Source organism: Tardiphaga sp. 768_D3_N2_1 (assembly GCF_052076105.1).
Lineage (GTDB): Bacteria > Pseudomonadota > Alphaproteobacteria > Rhizobiales > Xanthobacteraceae > Tardiphaga.
Window position 1 is genome coordinate 2,566,229 of the sequence record NZ_CP197245.1, and the last position, 17,446, is coordinate 2,583,674.

A 17,446-nucleotide genomic window follows, 5' to 3' on the forward strand; every position below is an offset into this window, starting at 1 on the left:
CTCCGAGCCATATGAGACCATTAGTCAAATTGGGAGGAAGTCATTGGCGCGCATACGTCATGTCGAAATCAAGAATTTCCGATGCATTCGCAATTTTTCTTGGTGGCCAGCCTCCGGCGTAAATTGCCTTATAGGGCCTGGAGATAGCGGCAAATCAACTATTCTGGACGCAATTGACCTCTGTATGGGTGCTCGCCGTACGGTTCAATTCACAGACGCCGACTTTTTCAATCTAGCTGTCGATGCACCGCTCTCAATCACTGTCACGGTTGGTGAGCTCGACGATGCTTTGAAAAACTTAGACGGTTACGGCAGCTTCCTGAGGGGCTGCAATATCAAAACGAAGACAATTGAGGACGAACCTGAAAAGGATGCTGAATCGTCTCTAACCCTGAACCTAACAGTTGGAGGCGACCTAGAACCTGTATGGTCCTTGGTTTCTGAGCGTGCAGCTGCTCAGGGGCTTACCAAAAATCTAAGTTGGGCGGATCGTTTGAGACTGAGCCCTACAAGAATAGGTGCCCTAGCTGACTATAACCTGGCATGGCGGCGGGGATCTGTACTCAACCGCCTTACCGATGAAAAGGCTGAAACGTCAGCGGCCCTTGCCAAAGCAGGACGTGATGCCCGCCTCGCTTTTGGGGACATGGCGGACGCTCAGTTGGGGGAGACGCTAAAAATTGTTTCCGACGCAGCCAAAGAACTGGGAATTCCCGTAGGAGACAAGCTTAAGGCTCTGCTCGATATTCACTCAGTTTCTTTTGGCGGCGGCACAGTATCTTTGCACAATACCGAAGGCGTTCCATTAAGAAGCTTGGGCTTGGGCTCAACACGGCTACTGATCGCTGGACTTCAACGTAAAGCGGCAAAAGACTCTGCGATTATACTGATTGATGAACTTGAGCATGGCCTAGAGCCTCATCGAATAATCCGGCTGCTTGGCTCGATTGGAGCTAAAGAGAAGACACCGCCATTGCAGGCGTTCGTAACCACGCATTCACCCGTGGCACTACGCGAACTATCTGGTGATCAGCTGTTTGTTGTTCGCGAGGCAAAGGGTATCCATACAGCCGATATCGTAGGAGCCAGCGACGGAATCCAGAGCACGATTCGAGCATATCCCGACGCGTTTCTAGCACCGTCTGTAATTGTATGCGAAGGAGCGAGTGAAATTGGCCTTTTGAGAGGCCTAGATCAGCATCGAATGGCTCATGCGAAGCTTCCCAGCACCGCTTACGGCGTTGCGATGATAGACGCAGTGGGCTGCAGCTCTATTCACAAGAGAACCGCTGCCTTTATCGCACTGAACTACCGCACGGCGGCATTGCGCGATGACGATGTCCAACCAGAAGAAGCAGCTGAGAACGCCTTTATTAAATCAGGCGGGGCGCTTTTCAAATGGCGCACCGGTCTCTCGCTAGAGGACGAGCTTTTCCAAAGCCTATCGGATGACGGTGTCCTGAAGTTGATTAACCGCGCGGTAGAACTACACGGTGAAGATACGATCGCATCTCACATTCAATCAGTTTCTAGCGGAAAGGTGACGCTCAAGAACTGCAGAGCCAATCTATCAAAAGAAAACAGAACGTTACTTGGAAAAGCCTCACGGACAAAACAAAGCAGCTGGTTCAAGTCCGTTACATGGATGGAAGACGTGGCCCGCGACATAGTGGGACCGGACCTTAAAAAGGCGGATATAGCTTTTTGGCAAGTTGTCGATGATCTCTATAAGTGGATAGAGAATGGCGTCAGCTGACATCAATCTGCTTGAAATCAAACGGGGAACTGTAACAGCCCCGGCTGGCTGCGGAAAAACCCACCTAATCGCTCAAGCCATTTCAGCACATACAGATCCCAAACCAATACTGGTTCTTACCCATACCAACGCGGGCGTCGCGGCGCTTAGAGGCCGGCTCGAAAAAGCGGGCGTGGCAGCAAAGCTGTACAGGCTTTCTACTATTGACGGCTGGTCAATGCGGCTGGTCTCAATGTTTCCGAAGCGCAGCACATGCGATGTCGCCTGCCTAAAGCTAGAAAATCCAAAAGACGACTATCCAGCTATTCGCAGGGGAGCTGCCATCCTCTTGAAAGGCGGACACATCAAAGAATCCCTCGCAGCCACTTACTCTCGCTTATTCGTCGACGAGTACCAGGATTGCTCCTCAGCTCAACACGCAATTGTCTATTTTTCTTCGCAGACGTTGCCTACCTGCGTGCTTGGTGACCCGATGCAAGCCATATTTGATTTCGCCGGAACGCTCGTCCATTGGGAGAATGACGTTTTCAAATACTTTCCAAGCGCGGGGGAACTCTCGACACCATGGCGGTGGAAGAATGAGAAAGAGGAGAGCTTTGGCCTATGGCTTCTGGAATCCAGAAAGGCTCTGATTGCTGGAAAGCCGATCGATCTAACCAATGCCCCATCTAACGTTACATGGATTGATGTAAGCGGAAAGGATGCACACCCTCAGAGGCTGAAAGCCTGCTCAACGCTCCCGCCGGATAAAAGCGGATCGGTGCTAATCATAGGCGACAGCACCAGTCCTCCTTCACAACAACAGTTTGCAAGCCAGACACCGGGTGCCATTACAGTGGAAAGCGTGGACCTGAAGGATTTAGTCGGTTTCGCAAAGAAATTCGACTTGAAATCAGGTAGAGCCCTCGAAGAGGTAATGTCGTTTGCCCAGAGCGTAATGACGAATGTCGGAGCGAGCGATCTATTGCGTAGAGTTGATTCTTTGAAGCGAGGGACGGCTCACAAGCCGCCCACCGAGCTGGAAACCGCAGCAGTAGAATTTTCGAACTCGCCCTCCTATAGCGGCATTCGACAACTTCTCGGAAAGATTGGCGAAGAAGGCGGCGTCCGCTGCCACCGTCCTGGAATTCTAAGAGGATGCATTCGCGCACTTCAGACCACTGAAACCTCCGAAGGGGTTACGTTCCATGAAGCGGCCATCTCCGTTCGAGAACAATCGCGTGCACTGGGACGCCCCCTGCCCCGTCGCGCTGTCGGGAGTACCCTGTTGCTAAAGGGGCTGGAGGCCGATGTATGCGTGGTTCTTAACGCGGATGCTCTTAACAGGAGAAATCTATACGTAGCGATGACACGAGGCTCTCGACGCTTGGTTATCTGCTCGGCAAAGCCAATTTTGAACCCCACTCATTGAGATATTCAGGATGAACACGCCGAGCTGCAACCTCAAAGACATCTTCCCACCGGCCGGACATATCCAGCGCTTATATTGTGACACATGCGGAAGACATCTGAGGCTTACGTATATTGATTTCAACAAAGAGGTCTCTGAAATCGGAATCTACATTAAGGACCTTCCAGTTCTACATTGCGATGCGTGCGACTTAGATTACCTCCCAGATGACAGCCGATTCGCGATCATCTGGCATCACGAGCAGGCTATCAAACAAGGCATCTCTGTTATCCGAGCCACTCGCCGCAAACCTAATTTGCGTTACAATTTCACGCCCATCTCTTTTGACTATGATTCTGATGACTACACGAACCTTCCGGGACTGGATCGCCCGCATTCAGGCGGCTCCTTGACCCCCGTTTTCTTCAATCGTGCCGTATTACTCAAATATGATGCATTGCCAGACTATAGCGTATCCTTTGCGTCCTCCACCTATGGCAACATTGATGGTCCTGATTTTTACATCTCTTTCGGCATCAATAAGAGCGGCAAAGTCATCATGTGGCTAGGCGACATCGCGAAGCTACCGGAAAATGAACAATACTATCTTAGATCCGAAAACATACCGTCTGACCACGACATCGGGAGTGAATTCTATGACGGTCAGATAGAGTGTATTTTTACAGAGCTAACCAAAGAAAAGACGGCCTTCGCCAACCGCTCTCTCTTCTTAGAAGCTGCTCAAAAGAGATTTGGCGTTAAAATCGCTCACTTAGACGACGAAGTTCTCAGCTTAGTCAGCTCGCTTAATGCACCTATCACCGACACTCGAAACGAGCGTCAACGCACAGCCGATGCACTCAATAAAATCTATGTGGAGTCCTTCGACAACAAAGCACTTGGATCCACTATGAAGTCATTGGGCCGGGATCCAAAGGATTTAGGCACCCTCAAACGTCTCCAATCGGCACTCGAAGCAATCGCAAGCGGAGAAGACATTGCAGCAATTATGCTGCCATTCTTCACGCTTTATGACTTTCGAGTAGCAGCACTTCATCTCACATCAAGCGAGACTGCCGCGCAGAAGCTAAAGACAGTCACCAACCGCCTGCAGCTGAAAGAAGATGCCACGCTTGGCGAAATCTATTCGGCGATTTTGGATGGTCTCTCTGCCTCATTCACGCGAATGGCTGCCATTGCGGAACGATCTTAGACCGGTCAGAGCAAGCGTGTGCTAAGTTAGCCCTGGTTAAAGCTATTGATTTTACTACAAAAAATCTAAGAACTTCAGGGTTGCGCTGAAGCACTTCGCAGTCGGGCATGATAAGTCATTGAAAATATTGGTTGCCGGGGCTGGATTTGAAGCAACAACCTTCAGATTAAGCCTGACATGCTGCCCCTCCATTGCTGGCGTCCTTACGCCCTGCGAATACTTCTGAAAATAATCCTTGACGCCTTTTCCATCCAGTATATATTCCCATTCATCCCGCTCCACTTGAGGGAGCGTTACCGGGACGCCGACTGGCGCGGGGCGGGATGTGGCGCCTGCGGGCGGGAGGAAGACGTTTCCTCACGCACCCGGGAGGCCTTGGGTAGCCGTCCGGGCCCATTACGGGGCTCTGCCGCTCGTCGGCTGGACGCGGTGCGGGTGAAGGCGGGCGAAAGCTCGTCCGGAACAGAGGACTTTCACTAGTCCTGCCCAGTACCCGGAAGCGCGGCCCCAGGGACAGAAATCGCCACGATGGAGCGTCGAAAGGCGTTTCCGCGGCCTCTGCTGTCCGGCGATCCGGACACTACGCTGCGGCACTGTTACCAAGTCGCGCCTTTCGGCGCTTCATCTCCCTCATTTTGAGGGAGACCACCGGGACTGCCACTCACGCGCACGGGCGCGGGCGCTGCTGGCGCACGCCCGTCCCCTCACCTGCATCACAGCGATCAACAACGTCATCCCGGGAGGTCACATGCATCCGCGTCCGACATCGACAAATTCCACCCTGCGGCAGCAGATGTTAGCGGCCTTTCGTCTACTTTCCCCGTTAACGTGCGATGCGGTAGCCTGCATGCGGGACTCTGCATCCCGCGACATCCGTCGCGGCGCAGAACGGGCAGACAACGAGAAGAACGGTCTGCGATCCAGAGCGAGCGCCACGGCGCTCCCGCCGCTCTGGAGCGCGCCGGCAGTCGAGGAAATGAAATGATGAAGAGCTTCGTCCGCGCCGTGAGCGTGATCGCCGTGATGGCCGCCTGTGCCGGCAGCGCCGAGACTGCCTTTGCGCAGAGCTGGCCGAACCGCCCGATCCGTATGGTCGTGCCCTATACGCCGGGCGGCTATACCGATCTGATGGCCCGCCTCGTTTCGGAAAAGATGTCGGCGGCACTGGGCCAGCCCATCGTCATCGAGAACAAGCCGGGTGCGAATGCCGCCATCGGCACCGACGCCGTCGCCAAGGCAGCCCCCGACGGCTACACCTTCGGCACCGTGATCGCAGCGCATTCGGTCAACCCGACGCTCAATCCGAAGCTGCCCTATGATGCGATGAAGGACTTCACCTATGTGTCGCTGACCTCGGTCGCGCCGCTGATCCTGATCGCGACACCATCCCTGCCCGTCAAGGACATGAAGGAGTTCATCGCGCTCGCCAAGGCCAAGCCCGGCTCGCTCAATTTCGCCTCGTCGGGCATCGGCTCGGCGGCACATCTGACCATGGAAATGCTGAAGAGCCGCGAAGGCATCAACCTGCAGCACATTCCTTACAAGGGCACGTCCGGCGCGCTGCAGGATACGGTCGGCGGCCAGATCAATGTGATGTTCGACGTCATCGGCCCGCTGATGTCGCAGGTGAAGTCCGGCAATGCCAAGGCGCTCGCCGTCGCCGCCAAGGAGCGTGTACCGGCGGCCGGCGACGTGCCGACCATGACGGAAGCCGGCGTGCCGGATTTCGTCTCCGGCACCTGGTCCGGCATCATTGCGCCGGCGGGCACGCCGAAGGAGATCGTCGACCGCATCTCGCTCGAGGCGAAGAAGGCCCTTGCCGATCCCGACCTGAAGAAGAAGCTCGAGGATCAGGGCATCGTCCCCATGGGCACCACCCCGGATGAATTCCGCGCCTTCGTCACCGACGAAATCGCGCGCTGGAAAAAGGTGATCACCGACGCCGGGATCAAGATGGAGCAGTAAGAACATAGCTCGTTGTTCCGGGGCGCGCTGATCTGCGAAACAGACCGGCGCGCCCCGAATGACAGAGCCGCCTCACCCCTCGCTGCGCGTTTTCAAAATCGCCAGATGCACGAAATGCAGTTTTCCCCTCACCGCTTGCGTCAGGTGAAACGGATAGGCGTCGCTCATGCCCATCGAACGGTTGAGTTCGTTCATGCTGTAGGACACAGCATCCCACAGCGACAGCAGCGCTTCGAAGTCACGCTCGAGATAGGGATCGTTCAGCGTATGGCGCGAGCGCTCGTCCAGTGACAGCGGCAGCGACGACGCGGTGTCCAGCGTCGAGACGATGTGCAGGAAGTGCGCGAAGGTCTCGGCCCAGTCTTCCCACGGATGCGACGTCGCATATTCGCTGATGAAGGCATCGCTATTCCAGGAGCGATCGGCGCGATTGTGATAGACCGCGAGTGCCTCGCCATAGTCGCGGCTCTCATCGCCGAAGATCAGCCGGAACGGACTGATGAGCTGCGACTGATCGACCAGCGCCTCCCAGTAAAAATGCCCGACCTCATGGCGGAAATGGCCGAGCAATGTACGATACGGCTCGCGGAACGCTGCGCGGCGCGCCTCGCGCTCGGCATCGTCGGCTTCCGAGAGGTTCATCGTGATCAATCCCGACAGATGCCCGGTCATGATCGGATGTCCGGCGGTCTCGTCCGAGAGAATGTCGAACGCGATATGCGCGCCAGTCGGCACCGCGAATGGCAGTTTGAGCCGCATCAGGTCGTAGGTCAGGCGTCGCTTGGCTTGCTCAACCCGCTTCCAGAGCGCGACATTGCGATCGGATACCAGATTGGGGATCGTCCGCGTCAGGCGACAGGATGGACAGAACGGATCGCTCTCATCCGTGGCCCAGTTGCAAGCGATCAGATCGCGATTGGCGCAAGACATGGCCGAAGCAGCGCCGACGATATTGGATTGCGCGGTGTCGAAGATCAGCGCCTCGCCGCACTGCACGCAATCGCCTTGCTCGAAGAAGACGCGCGTCTGACAATTGGGGCAGATCAGTTGTTTCATGGATGAACTCTAACCCGAAACGACCGGAATAGTTCGACGGCGCTCGTAACATTCGCCACCCGGCCGTGCCTGTTATGCGCGATGCCGGCATGCAGGAATGACACTTGAGGGATCTGCCCAAATCGCGCTTCAATCCCGGCGTTCAGAAGAACCAATAAAAATCGGACCGGGAGGCCATCATGAAGACGCTCGCAGGAGCCATCTGCGCTCTGGCGCTATTTGCAGGCAGCGCGCAGGCACAGACCGTCAAGGATTTCCTCGCACAGGTCATGGCCAAATGGACCGCGCCATTCGAGCCTTTTCAGCTCATTGACAACATCTATTACGTCGGCACCGACGGCATCGCGGTCTATCTCATCAAGACCTCCGACGGCCTGATCCTGATGGATACCGGTGTCCCGCAATCGACGAGCATGATCAAGGACCACATCACGAAGCTCGGTTTCAAGGAGGCCGACATCAAGATCATCCTCAACAGCCACGCCCATTTCGATCACACTGGCGGTTTTGCGGAGATCAAGAAGGACACCGGCGCGCAACTGATTGCAGGCTTACGGGACAAGCCGTTGCTGGAGAGCGGCACCTATCCCGGCGATGAAAAGAACACCGATATCGGCTTCCCGCCGGTCAAGGTCGATCGCACTGTCACTGAAGGCGACAAGGTCACGCTCGGCGGCACGACGCTGACGGCGCATGCGACGCCCGGCCATTCGCCGGGCTGCACGAGCTGGGAAATGACCGTGAAAGACGGTAGCGAGAACCGTGAGGTCCTGTTCTTCTGCAGCGGCACGGTCGCCCTGAACCGGCTGGTCGGCAATCCGACCCATGCCGGCATCGTCGACGATTATCGGTCGACCTATGCCAAGGCCAAGGCGATGAAAATCGACGTGCTGCTCGGACCGCATCCGGAAGTCTATGGCATGCAGGCCAAGCGCGCGGCGATGAAGGACGGCGCACCGAACCCGTTCGTCAAACCGGGCGAACTTGCCACTTACGCTGCAACGCTCGAACAGGATTTCGACAAGCAGCTCGCCAAGCAGACGGTTGCGCTGCAGAACGGCAAATAACGACAGGGCACTGCGGCGAGCGATTTGTCGCAAGCCGCAGCCGTTGCCCGTGCAAACAATCGGCTGATAACTTCATTGCATCTATCGAGGTGCGCCATGGAACTCGCCTGCCCCTGCAATGCCGTCAAACTCCGGATCAGCGCCGATCCCATCGCTCATTTCTGGTGCCACTGCGCCGACTGCCAGACCGTTCACGGTGCAGCCTATGTAGCCGAGGCCGTCTATCCGGCTGATGGTGTCGAAATCATTCAGGGCGACACGACGTCGTTCGCGCTGAAGACGACCCCGCGCCTCAGTTGCGCGAAGTGTGCCACGCGGCTGATCATCGAACTCGACGGGATCGGCATGCGCAGCATCAATGGTTATCTGCTCGGAGATGCGTTCAAGCCGAGCCTGCATATCAATTGCAGCGAAGCCATCTCTCCGGTTCGCGATGGCCTCCCGCATTACGCTGCCATGCCGGCTGCATTCGGCGGCGAGGACCGGCTCGTCGACTGGTAGGACGCCGGGATGCCGCGCTAGGGCAGCGCCAATAGACCCGCGGCGACGACCATGGTCGCCAGCGCCGACAGCGCCAGCGACCAGTGGATGCCGATCATGCTGCCGATGACGCCGACCGAGATGCCGCTGAAGGCGCGCAGGCCCAGGCTCGCCATGTTGAACAGGCCGATGACGCGGCCGCGCTTGTCCATGGGGGCATCGAGCTGCACAAGGCTCTGCGCCATGGCGTTGAACGACAATTCGAGAAATCCCGCCGCAAACAGGAACACCAGCGCAATGGCGTAGTGACCGGTCAGCGCGAAGATCGCCAGCGCCCCGCACCAGAGCAGCGCCAGAATGATCGCCGTACGCGGCTTCGGCGCCAGCAATTGCCTGCCCTCCAGCGCCAGGCCGGCAAGCAGACCACCGGCTGCGTCAGCCGCCAGCAGCATGCTGTAGGACATGCCGGGATCGCTGTGACCGAGATCGTGGGCGAAGCTCGGCATCTGTGAACTATAGGCGTTGCCGACGAAGAACGACGCCGCGCCGGCCAGTGCGATCATGGAGACAATCACGGGCCGGTGGCGAACATCGCGCATGGTCTGGACGATGTCCGCAAAGCCGCGCACAGCGCGCTGCGGGATCGGCCCGCCCTTGCGGAAACGCGGACCATAGGGCGCATTGATCAGCCAAAGCACCAGCGGCAGATAGAAAATGGTGTTGAGCATGATGCCATAGGCCGGACCCAGCGCGAGCAGGATCACGCCGCCGACCGCAGGGCCGACCATGACGCCGAGATAGCGCGCCATGGCGTTCAGACGCACCGCGCTCGGCAGGTCCGCCGGGCCGACGACGTCGTAAAGCAGCATCTGGTTCGGTGTCTGCCACAGCACGCCGGCGCAGCCATGGATCACCAGCAGCACCATGGCCTGCCACATCTGCAGTGTGTCAGTGATGAAGAAATAACCCCAGCCCAGCGACGCCAGAATGAACAGCGCCATGCCGCACTGGATCACGCGCCGCGGGTCGAACCGCTCCGCCAGCGCACCAGACGTGACCGAGAACAGCAGGAACGGCAGCCAGTGCGAGACGATGGCGAAACCGCCGAGCGCCGGCGACTGGAATTTCTGAAACACCACCCAGTAGCTGATCACATGCTCGATATTGTCGGCCATCATGGCCAGCACATAGGTGATGAACTGGGCGCGAAAGCCCGGGTGATGCAGCGCCGCGAAGGACCGTTTTGCGGGCGGTGCGCCGACGGTCTGCGCTGGGGAGTCGCTCATCGGGAGGGAATCTTCGCATGCAGGAGAATCCCGCCATCGGGAGCGACGGCGGTGCTGAATCGTTACATCGCATGTTATCGCCAGGTGCAAGGCAGGCCTCCCCCATAAGGCGCATCGCAGCCTTGCATGCAGATGCATTCAACCCTACCTGTCCCCGACCATCACAATCCTCCCCTTTTTCCGGAGCCAGCCTGACATGACCGACGCCCCCTACACGCCTCCCAAAGTCTGGACCTGGGACAAGGAAAACGGCGGCAAATTTGCCTCGACCAACCGGCCCATCGCCGGCCCCACCCATGAGAAAGAGCTCCCGACCGGCAAACATCCGTTCCAGCTCTATTCGCTGGCGACGCCGAACGGCCAGAAGGTCACGATCATGTTCGAGGAACTGCTCGCTGCCGGCCATACAGGCGCGGAATATGATGCGTGGCTGATCCGGATCGACGGTAACCAGTTCGGTTCGGGTTTCGTCGATGTGAACCCTAATTCCAAGATTCCAGCTCTGATCGACCGCAGCGGCGACAAGCCGTTTCGCGTGTTCGAATCCGGCGCGATCCTGGTGCATCTCGCCGAGAAATTCGGCGCCTTCCTTCCAAAGGGCGGCGAGGCCCGCGCCGAAACCCTGTCCTGGCTGTTCTGGCAGATGGGCAGCGCCCCCTTCCTCGGCGGCGGCTTCGGCCATTTCTATGCTTACGCACCCACGAAGATCGAATACGCCATCGATCGTTACGCCATGGAGACCAAGCGCCAGCTCGACGTGCTCGATCGCCAGCTCGCGAACAAGGAGTTTATCGCTGGCAAGGACTACAGCATCGCCGACATGGCGATTTTCCCCTGGTATGGCGGCCTCGCAGAAAGCGCGATCTATGGCGATGCCGGCACATTCCTCGATGTGCAGAGCTACAAGAACCTGCAGCGCTGGACCAGGACCATCGCGACACGACCTGCCGTGAAGCGAGGCCGCATGGTCAATCGCACTTCGGGCGATCCGGCCGGCCAGTTGCGCGAACGCCATGACGCCAGCGACTTCGACACGAATACGCAGGACAAGATCGAGGCGCAGAGCGCCAAGGCCTGATCGACCGCCAAAAAGAAAAGCCCCGCGTGAGCGGGGCTTTTTTATTCCGTGCTTGCTACAAAAAGCGCTCAGCCCTTCATGCATTTGTCGATGGAGCTCTTCTTGGCAGCACCCGCGAGCGGCTTGCCGTCGGCACTCTTGGCATTGTCCTCGCAACATTTCTTCATGTGGCTGGCCTTGGCGGCGCCGGCAAGCGGCTTGCCATCGGCCGACGTGGCGGAGCAGGCCGCACCTTGCGCCATGGCCGGCGCAGCACTGAACAGGCTCAAGAGGACGAGAACAGACAGACGTTTCATGGACCGACTCCCGGTTTGTTGGAGCCGCAGCCTAGCGCAACCACCGGCTCTCGCAAGACCGGCCATGCGTCACATACTTACCGTTTTAGACGCTGTGCCGCGGCTTGACGATCTCGCCGCGCACCGAGGCAACGCCCATTTCGAAACTGTCGGCGATACGGCGCGCGCGGGTCATGAAGGCCTCGGTGACGTCAGCCGGAAATATCTCGCGCGCGGTCTGCTCGAACAACAAAAGCCAGCGATCGAAATGCTCGCCCTTCAGCGGCAGCACGAGATGTGGACGCATGGGCCGACCATTGTAGCGGCCGGTCTTCAGCATCATCGACGACCAGAAATCGCTGATCTGCGCGATGTGATGATCCCAGTCGGTCACGGCGCCGTTGAAGATCGGCCCGAGCAAATCATCCTCGCGGGCGCGACCGTAAAAGGTCTGCACCAGAAGCGCGATATTTTCTTCATTCAGGGAGGGCTGGAAGCTGGTGAAGCCGATTTCGGAGGTCTGCGTCATGCGCCCTGATGTAGGCGACGACGGCCAGATCGGCAACCGCCATCGCCCGAAAACCATTCTGCAATTGATCCAGCGCAAGCTCAGTTGCGACGACCCGCCGCCTGCGTCCGTTCCATCAGGTCCCCTTCCGAGCGAACGCCATAAATGCCTGCAGGAGCATCCCCCGACGCAACTTCCGGGTGCGATGGAGCGGCCCCCAGAATTCTTATAGAGCTGCCGAACTCCTCGGAGAGACCGTCCGGCGTCGCATTCGCCAACTCCCGGTGCTCTCCGGCTTTTTGCGATAGGATGACACTGATAACCGTGCCCCGAAACCGCAAGGATACCTTCACTTGCCCGAAGCTCTCCTCTCCGCCCGCTCCGGCGAGTTTCCGACCTTTGAAACCTCGGATTTCGCGGGCGAAGGCTCGTTCTACTTCGACCTCGTACGACTGGAGGACCGCGACGACATCCCACGCGGTTTCCTGCACCGGCACAACTATTACCATCTGCTCTGGATGACCCGCGCGAGCGGCACGCACACACTCGACTTCGCGCATTTCGACGTGCGTGACCACGCGGTGTTCTTCCTTTCGCCGGGCCAGGTCCATGCCTGGACGTCATCGGTCAAGCCTCACGGCTACGTGCTGAACTTCAGCACCGACTTCTTCGCGCGGATGTTTCCGCGCGCCGACGATGTCGCGAAACTTCCATTCTTCCAACCTGCGCGTGGCAACAGCGCGCTCTATCTCACGCAGGCCCAGCATGACGGCATGCTGCCGCTGCTCCGCGAGATGGAAATCGAGTCACGCGATCGTCAGCCAGGCTTCCCCGATGTGGTGCGGTCCTGCCTGCTGATCCTGCTCACGCGTCTGAGCCGTCTGTGCTCGGACAACGAGCCCGCCGGCGGCATCGGTCCGCACCAGGCACTCGCGCGCCGTTTCGCGACACTGGTGGAAACGCACTACCTGCGCTTCGGGACCATTGGCCAATATGCCGAGGCGCTCTGCGTGAGCGAGCGTCAGCTCAACGATGCAGTCAAGCGAACTGTGGCGCGCACAGCCAGCCAGGTGGTGCAGGACCGCGTGATGCTCGAAGCCAAGCGCTGGCTCAGCAACACCGAAACGGGCATCGCCGAGATCGCCTTCCGCCTCAATATCGAGGATCCCGCCTACTTCGCGCGTTTCTTCAAGAAGCAGACCGGCCTAACGCCGGGCGACTTCCGGAGGAAGCATTGCCGTCCGCTGGACTGACACGCGAAAAAGTCCAACACAACGTCTGATCCGTCCTAGCGCCGCCACCGCGCGGCTGCATAAAGTGTTCCGCACGGACGTCTGACCGGGCGTTGCTGTCGCCACTTGTGCGTTCGTTTGTGCATGTCGACAGAACATAAAAACAAAAGGCCGAGGAAACGAATGTACAAGGCAATCACTCCGTTGCGGAGCCTCGTCGTGGCCGCAGCATTGGCCCTCACCTCAGTCAGCGCGATGGCCGATTATCCGGAACGTCCCCTGCGCGTGATCGTGCCGTTCGCCGCCGGTGGTGCCACCGACGTGATCGCGCGCACCGTGGCGCAAGCCATGTCGGTACGGCTCGGCCAGTCGATCGTGGTGGAAAACAAGGCCGGCGCCAACGGCAATATCGGCGGCGCCGCGGCGGCGCGCTCGGAGCCCGATGGCTACACGCTGCTGATGGCCACGTCGAGCCACGCGATCAACGCGTCGCTCTACCAGAAGCTCAGCTACAGCCTCACGCGCGATTTCGCGGCCTTGTCAAACCTGGCGTCGGTGCCCCTGCTGCTGGTGGTACACCCGTCGGTGCCGGTCAATTCGGTGAGCGAACTCGCCGCTTACGCCAAGGCCAATGCCGCGAGCGTCAATTATGCATCGGGCGGCGTAGGCACCGCGTCCCATCTGTCCGGCGAGCAGTTCAGCACACTGGCTGGTGCGAAGATCACGCACGTCGCTTACAAGGGCGGCGCGCAGGCGCTCAACGATATGATCGGCGGACAGGTGCAGATCATGTTCGCCAACCTGCCCGAAGTTCTCTCTCTGGTGCAGAGTGGCAAGCTCAAGGCGCTGGCGGTGACGGGCAGCACGCGTCACGCCGCCTTGCCGGACGTGCCCGCTTTCTCGGAAACGCCGTATCCCGGCATGAACTTACGCTCGTGGTTCGGCCTGTTCGCACCGGCCGGCACGCCCCCTGCGATCGTCGAGAAGCTGTCGCAGACCATCGTTCAGAGCGTGGCCGACCCCGCTGTCCAGGAGCGGCTCAAAGGGCTCGGCGCCGACCCTGTCGGTGACGACCAGGCGACATTCCAGAAATACGTGAACGACGAGGTGGCGCGCTGGGCCGTGCTTGTTAAGCAGTCCGGCGCCACCGCCGAATAGCCCTATTGATCCGCCACCGCTTGAGGAAATCCCATGCTGCTTGACGTTCGCACCTACACCTGCCGCCCCGGCACGATCAAGAAACACCTGGCGCTGTATGCCGAGCACGGCTACGAGATCCAGAGCCGCCATCTGGGCAAGCCACTCGCCTACGCGCAAATTGAGACCGGCAACGTCAACAGCTACATGCACATCTGGGTTTATGACAGCGCAGCCGATCGCGAGGCCAAGCGCCAGGCGCTGCAGAAGGACCCGGACTGGGCCGGCTACCTGAAGATCAGCGCCGAGGCCGCCTATCTCATCAGCCAGGAAAACCAGCTGATGACGCCGGTCTCGTTCTTCAAGCCGTAGGCGGATCCGCAGTCGCGGCTTCTGACTGCCGCGACTGCAGGCCCGGCAGGCACCGAGCCCGGCAGCGCAAGCTCAGTTGCGATAGGACGGATCGACCCGGTCGAGCTTGCGGAGCAGCGCCGGCCACGCCAGTTCGCCGCTGAGGCCCGGAACATTGTCACGTGGCTTCATACGGTCATAGGTATCCTGCAGGACCTTCTGCGGCGGCGTGATCAGCTTGGTGTTGCACGATAGCGCTGCGACCTGAACCTGACAGGCCCGCTCCATCCGGAACAGCACGTTGAAAGCCGCGGCGATGGTCTTGCCGACCACCAGCAGGCCGTGATTGCGCAGCACCATCGCTTCATGATTGCCAAGATGCGCGATCAATCGCTCCCGCTCTTCTGGATTGTCCGCGATGCCCTCGAAGTCATGATAGGCGACGTGAAGGAATCGCATGCAGGTCTGTGCCACCGGCAGCAACCCGCATTCCATCGCAGATACAGCCATGCCGGCCACCGTATGGGTATGCGCGACGCAATCGACATCGTGCCTCGCCATGTGGATGGCACTGTGGATCACAAAGCCCGCAGCATTCACGGCGTAGTCGGACGCGTTGAACAGCGTGTTGCCGTCGAGATCGATCTTGACGAGGCTCGATGCATCGATCTCCTCATAGAGCATGCCATAGGGATTGATCAGGAACTGGTCTTCCGTTCCCGGCACGCGGCAGGAGATGTGGTTGGCAATCATTTCGGTCATGCCATACATCGCCGTCAGGCGATAACAGGCCGCGAGATTGACGCGCGACTGCCATTCCTCGGGACTGACCTGATCCTGCACCGAACGGACGACTTTCACAGCGGGTGAGCTGACGGCTGCATTCATTGACGTTCTCCCTTGATCTTGTTCACGCGGTCAGTCGACCGTGATGTTGGCTTCGCGAATGAGCTTTCCCAGACGGTCGCGCTCGCTCTTCACATGGGTTTCGAGTTCCGCCGGCGTCATCGGCCATGGCTGGTTGCCGATCGGCTCCATCTTCCTTGCGAATTCCGGCGTCTTGACGATGCGAGTGATGGCAGCGCTGAGCCTGTCCAGAACCGGCTGCGGTGTACCAGCGGGTGCGAACACCGCGAACCACGTCGCGCCGACAATGCTCGGGAATCCGAGTTCCTTGAAGGTCGGCACATCGGGCAATTGCGGCAAGCGCTCCTCGGACAAGACCGCCAGCGCGCGGTACATGCCGGCCTTGTGGTTCGGGACCGTATTGGTCAGCGCTTCCACATTGCTGTCGACGATGCCCGCAAGCATGTCGTTCATCGCCGGCGCAGCACCGCGATAATGCACGTGCTGCAGCTTCACGCCGAGCCCGCGGGCCACGATCTCGCCCATCAGATGCACGGTGCTGCCCGGCCCGTTGGTGGCGTTGTTGACCTTGCTTGGATTGGCCAGCGCATAGGCACGAAACGCTGCGACGTCGGCGGCCGGAAAGTCCTTCTTCACGACGAAGGCAAACGGCACCTTCACCACCATTGCAACCGGCGCGAAATCCTCCAGCCTGTATTTGATGGAGGCCAGCAGATGCGGGTTGGTCGTGAAGGTCGTCGCGCTGGCGAACAGCAGCGTGTAACCATCCTTGTCGGCGCCGGCCACGACTTGCGCACCGATCGACGTACTGGCACCGCCGCGGTTCTCGATCACCACCTGCTTGCCGAGTTCGGCACTGAGCTGTTCGGTGAGGATGCGCGCGACAATGTCGGTCGTTCCGCCCGGCGGAAATGGCACGACCATCGTGATGTTGCGATCGGGATATTGCTGCGCCTGCCCCGGCGCTACGGCGAACAGCGATGCGGCAAGGACCGCAGCGATGGCAAACCATCGCCCCTTCTTGTTGTTGCTCACGTTTTCTCCCTTTGCGCCGGTCCATTGGGCTTTCGCCTGGAACGACATTTTCGGGAGAGGCTAAAACAAGAGTCCGGCCGATGCGACGACTAAATAAGCCGGGCAGCTATCGGATTACACTGGACGCGCAATTGACGAACGGGACGCTGCCGTTTCGGTGAATCAATGCACCGTGGCGTTCGAGAACAGGTTGATCACAATCACGCCGGAGACGATCAGGCCGAGACCGCACAGCGCTGCCGGATCGAGCTTCTGTCCCTGAAAAGCCCAGGCGATGCCGGTCACCAGCACGATGCCGACACCGGACCAGATCGCGTAGGCAACGCCGGTCGGGATGTCGCGCAAGGCGATAGACAGAAAATAGAATGACACGGCATAGCCCGCCACCGTCACCAGTGACGGCACCGGTTTACTGAAGCCATCGGAGAGCTTGAGGAAGCTGGTGGCAATCACTTCGCACAGGATGGCGATGGTGAGATAGGCATAAGTCATGACGCGCGCCCGGTGCTAGCCGCTCCGGATTGACCGGACACGCGTTCGAGATAATCGCGATGAATCGCCTGGACGGTGACGCGGTCGTCGAATTTCACGCGCACGCAGCTTGGCGTCCCCATGCCGACGATGACGCCCTCGCGGCTGCCATAGGTTGAGTGCCGCTCCAGCCCGAACGCGTTCATGCGCACGCGATCGCCGTAGTTGAGCCAGGCCGGATCGAGATCCCTTTCGTAAGCCACGCGGCGCATATTCAAT

18 protein-coding genes are annotated in these 17,446 nt (G+C 59.1%); 10 read left to right on the plus strand and 8 right to left on the minus strand.

Annotated elements, in window-relative coordinates; all coding sequences use genetic code 11:
• Positions 1-43: 43 nt before the first annotated feature.
• The 4 genes from AB8A27_RS11880 to AB8A27_RS11895 all read left to right on the plus strand — a co-directional run bounded on the left by AB8A27_RS11880 (position 44) and on the right by AB8A27_RS11895 (position 6,324).
• Complete coding sequence (locus AB8A27_RS11880; protein ID WP_441242079.1) at positions 44-1,756, plus strand: ATP-dependent nuclease; 1,713 nt, start codon at positions 44-46, stop codon at positions 1,754-1,756.
• Complete coding sequence (locus tag AB8A27_RS11885; RefSeq protein ID WP_441242080.1) at positions 1,743-3,167, plus strand: UvrD-helicase domain-containing protein; 1,425 nt, start codon at positions 1,743-1,745, stop codon at positions 3,165-3,167. The genes AB8A27_RS11880 and AB8A27_RS11885 overlap by 14 nt, the downstream gene beginning before the upstream one ends.
• 10 nt (positions 3,168-3,177) lie before the next feature.
• On the plus strand, positions 3,178-4,359 hold the full coding sequence (locus tag AB8A27_RS11890) for a hypothetical protein (protein WP_441242081.1): 1,182 nt from the start codon (positions 3,178-3,180) through the stop codon (positions 4,357-4,359).
• Between the two features lie 981 nt (positions 4,360-5,340).
• Positions 5,341-6,324, plus strand: coding sequence for a Bug family tripartite tricarboxylate transporter substrate binding protein (locus AB8A27_RS11895; RefSeq protein ID WP_441242082.1), 984 nt, complete (start codon positions 5,341-5,343; stop codon positions 6,322-6,324).
• 72 nt (positions 6,325-6,396) lie between these two features.
• Here AB8A27_RS11895 and AB8A27_RS11900 read toward each other — a convergent pair whose 3' ends face one another.
• Positions 6,397-7,380 (minus strand): zinc-binding metallopeptidase family protein, encoded by a 984-nt coding sequence (locus AB8A27_RS11900; protein WP_441242083.1) that lies wholly within the window; start codon positions 7,378-7,380, stop codon positions 6,397-6,399.
• 179 nt (positions 7,381-7,559) lie between these two features.
• Between AB8A27_RS11900 and blaBJP the strand changes: the two genes are divergently transcribed.
• On the plus strand, positions 7,560-8,447 hold the full coding sequence (blaBJP, locus tag AB8A27_RS11905) for a BJP family subclass B3 metallo-beta-lactamase (RefSeq protein ID WP_441242084.1): 888 nt from the start codon (positions 7,560-7,562) through the stop codon (positions 8,445-8,447).
• Between the two features lie 96 nt (positions 8,448-8,543).
• On the plus strand, positions 8,544-8,948 hold the full coding sequence (locus AB8A27_RS11910) for a GFA family protein (protein ID WP_441242085.1): 405 nt from the start codon (positions 8,544-8,546) through the stop codon (positions 8,946-8,948).
• 17 nt (positions 8,949-8,965) lie between these two features.
• Here AB8A27_RS11910 and AB8A27_RS11915 read toward each other — a convergent pair whose 3' ends face one another.
• The gene (locus AB8A27_RS11915; RefSeq protein ID WP_441242086.1) at positions 8,966-10,213 is read right to left on the minus strand and encodes an MFS transporter; all 1,248 of its coding nucleotides are present in this window, start codon (positions 10,211-10,213) and stop codon (positions 8,966-8,968) included.
• Between the two features lie 196 nt (positions 10,214-10,409).
• Here AB8A27_RS11915 and yghU point away from each other — a divergent pair, with 196 nt between their 5' ends.
• A complete protein-coding gene (gene yghU / locus AB8A27_RS11920; protein WP_441242087.1) occupies positions 10,410-11,291 on the plus strand; it encodes a glutathione-dependent disulfide-bond oxidoreductase in 882 nt (293 codons plus the stop codon).
• 68 nt (positions 11,292-11,359) lie between these two features.
• Here yghU and AB8A27_RS11925 read toward each other — a convergent pair whose 3' ends face one another.
• Together AB8A27_RS11925 and AB8A27_RS11930 are read right to left on the minus strand one after the other, a co-directional pair.
• Positions 11,360-11,587 carry a hypothetical protein gene (locus tag AB8A27_RS11925; RefSeq protein WP_092143733.1) on the minus strand — a complete coding sequence of 76 codons (228 nt, stop codon included), beginning with the start codon at positions 11,585-11,587 and terminating at the stop codon, positions 11,360-11,362.
• Positions 11,588-11,672: 85 nt separating this feature from the next.
• Positions 11,673-12,095, minus strand: a complete 423-nt coding sequence (locus AB8A27_RS11930; protein ID WP_441242088.1) for a group III truncated hemoglobin — start codon at positions 12,093-12,095, stop codon at positions 11,673-11,675.
• A gap of 332 nt (positions 12,096-12,427) precedes the next feature.
• Between AB8A27_RS11930 and AB8A27_RS11935 the strand changes: the two genes are divergently transcribed.
• The 3 genes from AB8A27_RS11935 to AB8A27_RS11945 all read left to right on the plus strand — a co-directional run bounded on the left by AB8A27_RS11935 (position 12,428) and on the right by AB8A27_RS11945 (position 14,815).
• Positions 12,428-13,327 (plus strand): helix-turn-helix domain-containing protein, encoded by a 900-nt coding sequence (locus tag AB8A27_RS11935; protein WP_441242089.1) that lies wholly within the window; start codon positions 12,428-12,430, stop codon positions 13,325-13,327.
• Positions 13,328-13,525: 198 nt separating this feature from the next.
• A complete protein-coding gene (locus AB8A27_RS11940; protein ID WP_441242090.1) occupies positions 13,526-14,464 on the plus strand; it encodes a Bug family tripartite tricarboxylate transporter substrate binding protein in 939 nt (312 codons plus the stop codon).
• Between the two features lie 33 nt (positions 14,465-14,497).
• Positions 14,498-14,815 carry an NIPSNAP family protein gene (locus AB8A27_RS11945; protein WP_441242091.1) on the plus strand — a complete coding sequence of 106 codons (318 nt, stop codon included), beginning with the start codon at positions 14,498-14,500 and terminating at the stop codon, positions 14,813-14,815.
• A gap of 72 nt (positions 14,816-14,887) precedes the next feature.
• Here AB8A27_RS11945 and AB8A27_RS11950 read toward each other — a convergent pair whose 3' ends face one another.
• The 4 genes from AB8A27_RS11950 to AB8A27_RS11965 form a co-directional block, all read right to left on the minus strand.
• The gene (locus AB8A27_RS11950) at positions 14,888-15,682 is read right to left on the minus strand and encodes a class II aldolase/adducin family protein (RefSeq protein WP_068736808.1); all 795 of its coding nucleotides are present in this window, start codon (positions 15,680-15,682) and stop codon (positions 14,888-14,890) included.
• Positions 15,683-15,712: 30 nt separating this feature from the next.
• Positions 15,713-16,696 (minus strand): Bug family tripartite tricarboxylate transporter substrate binding protein, encoded by a 984-nt coding sequence (locus AB8A27_RS11955; protein WP_441242092.1) that lies wholly within the window; start codon positions 16,694-16,696, stop codon positions 15,713-15,715.
• A gap of 162 nt (positions 16,697-16,858) precedes the next feature.
• A complete protein-coding gene (locus AB8A27_RS11960) occupies positions 16,859-17,188 on the minus strand; it encodes a DMT family transporter (RefSeq protein ID WP_441242093.1) in 330 nt (109 codons plus the stop codon).
• Positions 17,185-17,439, minus strand: a complete 255-nt coding sequence (locus AB8A27_RS11965; RefSeq protein WP_441242094.1) for a hypothetical protein — start codon at positions 17,437-17,439, stop codon at positions 17,185-17,187. Before AB8A27_RS11965 ends, AB8A27_RS11960 begins: the two co-directional genes overlap by 4 nt.
• Positions 17,440-17,446 lie beyond the last annotated feature (7 nt).

Bases quoted from the DNA above. Each gene is read 5' to 3' on its own strand.
- AB8A27_RS11885 (WP_441242080.1), top strand. From the start codon at position 1,743: ATGGCGTCAGCTGACATCAATCTGCTTGAAATCAAACGGGGAACTGTA.
- AB8A27_RS11890 (WP_441242081.1), top strand. From the start codon at position 3,178: ATGAACACGCCGAGCTGCAACCTCAAAGACATCTTCCCACCGGCCGGA.
- AB8A27_RS11895 (WP_441242082.1), top strand. From the start codon at position 5,341: ATGATGAAGAGCTTCGTCCGCGCCGTGAGCGTGATCGCCGTGATGGCC.
- AB8A27_RS11900 (WP_441242083.1), bottom strand. From the start codon at position 7,380: ATGAAACAACTGATCTGCCCCAATTGTCAGACGCGCGTCTTCTTCGAG.
- blaBJP (WP_441242084.1), top strand. From the start codon at position 7,560: ATGAAGACGCTCGCAGGAGCCATCTGCGCTCTGGCGCTATTTGCAGGC.
- AB8A27_RS11910 (WP_441242085.1), top strand. From the start codon at position 8,544: ATGGAACTCGCCTGCCCCTGCAATGCCGTCAAACTCCGGATCAGCGCC.
- AB8A27_RS11915 (WP_441242086.1), bottom strand. From the start codon at position 10,213: ATGAGCGACTCCCCAGCGCAGACCGTCGGCGCACCGCCCGCAAAACGG.
- yghU (WP_441242087.1), top strand. From the start codon at position 10,410: ATGACCGACGCCCCCTACACGCCTCCCAAAGTCTGGACCTGGGACAAG.
- AB8A27_RS11925 (WP_092143733.1), bottom strand. From the start codon at position 11,587: ATGAAACGTCTGTCTGTTCTCGTCCTCTTGAGCCTGTTCAGTGCTGCG.
- AB8A27_RS11930 (WP_441242088.1), bottom strand. From the start codon at position 12,095: ATGACGCAGACCTCCGAAATCGGCTTCACCAGCTTCCAGCCCTCCCTG.
- AB8A27_RS11945 (WP_441242091.1), top strand. From the start codon at position 14,498: ATGCTGCTTGACGTTCGCACCTACACCTGCCGCCCCGGCACGATCAAG.
- AB8A27_RS11950 (WP_068736808.1), bottom strand. From the start codon at position 15,682: ATGAATGCAGCCGTCAGCTCACCCGCTGTGAAAGTCGTCCGTTCGGTG.
- AB8A27_RS11960 (WP_441242093.1), bottom strand. From the start codon at position 17,188: ATGACTTATGCCTATCTCACCATCGCCATCCTGTGCGAAGTGATTGCC.
- AB8A27_RS11965 (WP_441242094.1), bottom strand. From the start codon at position 17,439: ATGCGCCGCGTGGCTTACGAAAGGGATCTCGATCCGGCCTGGCTCAAC.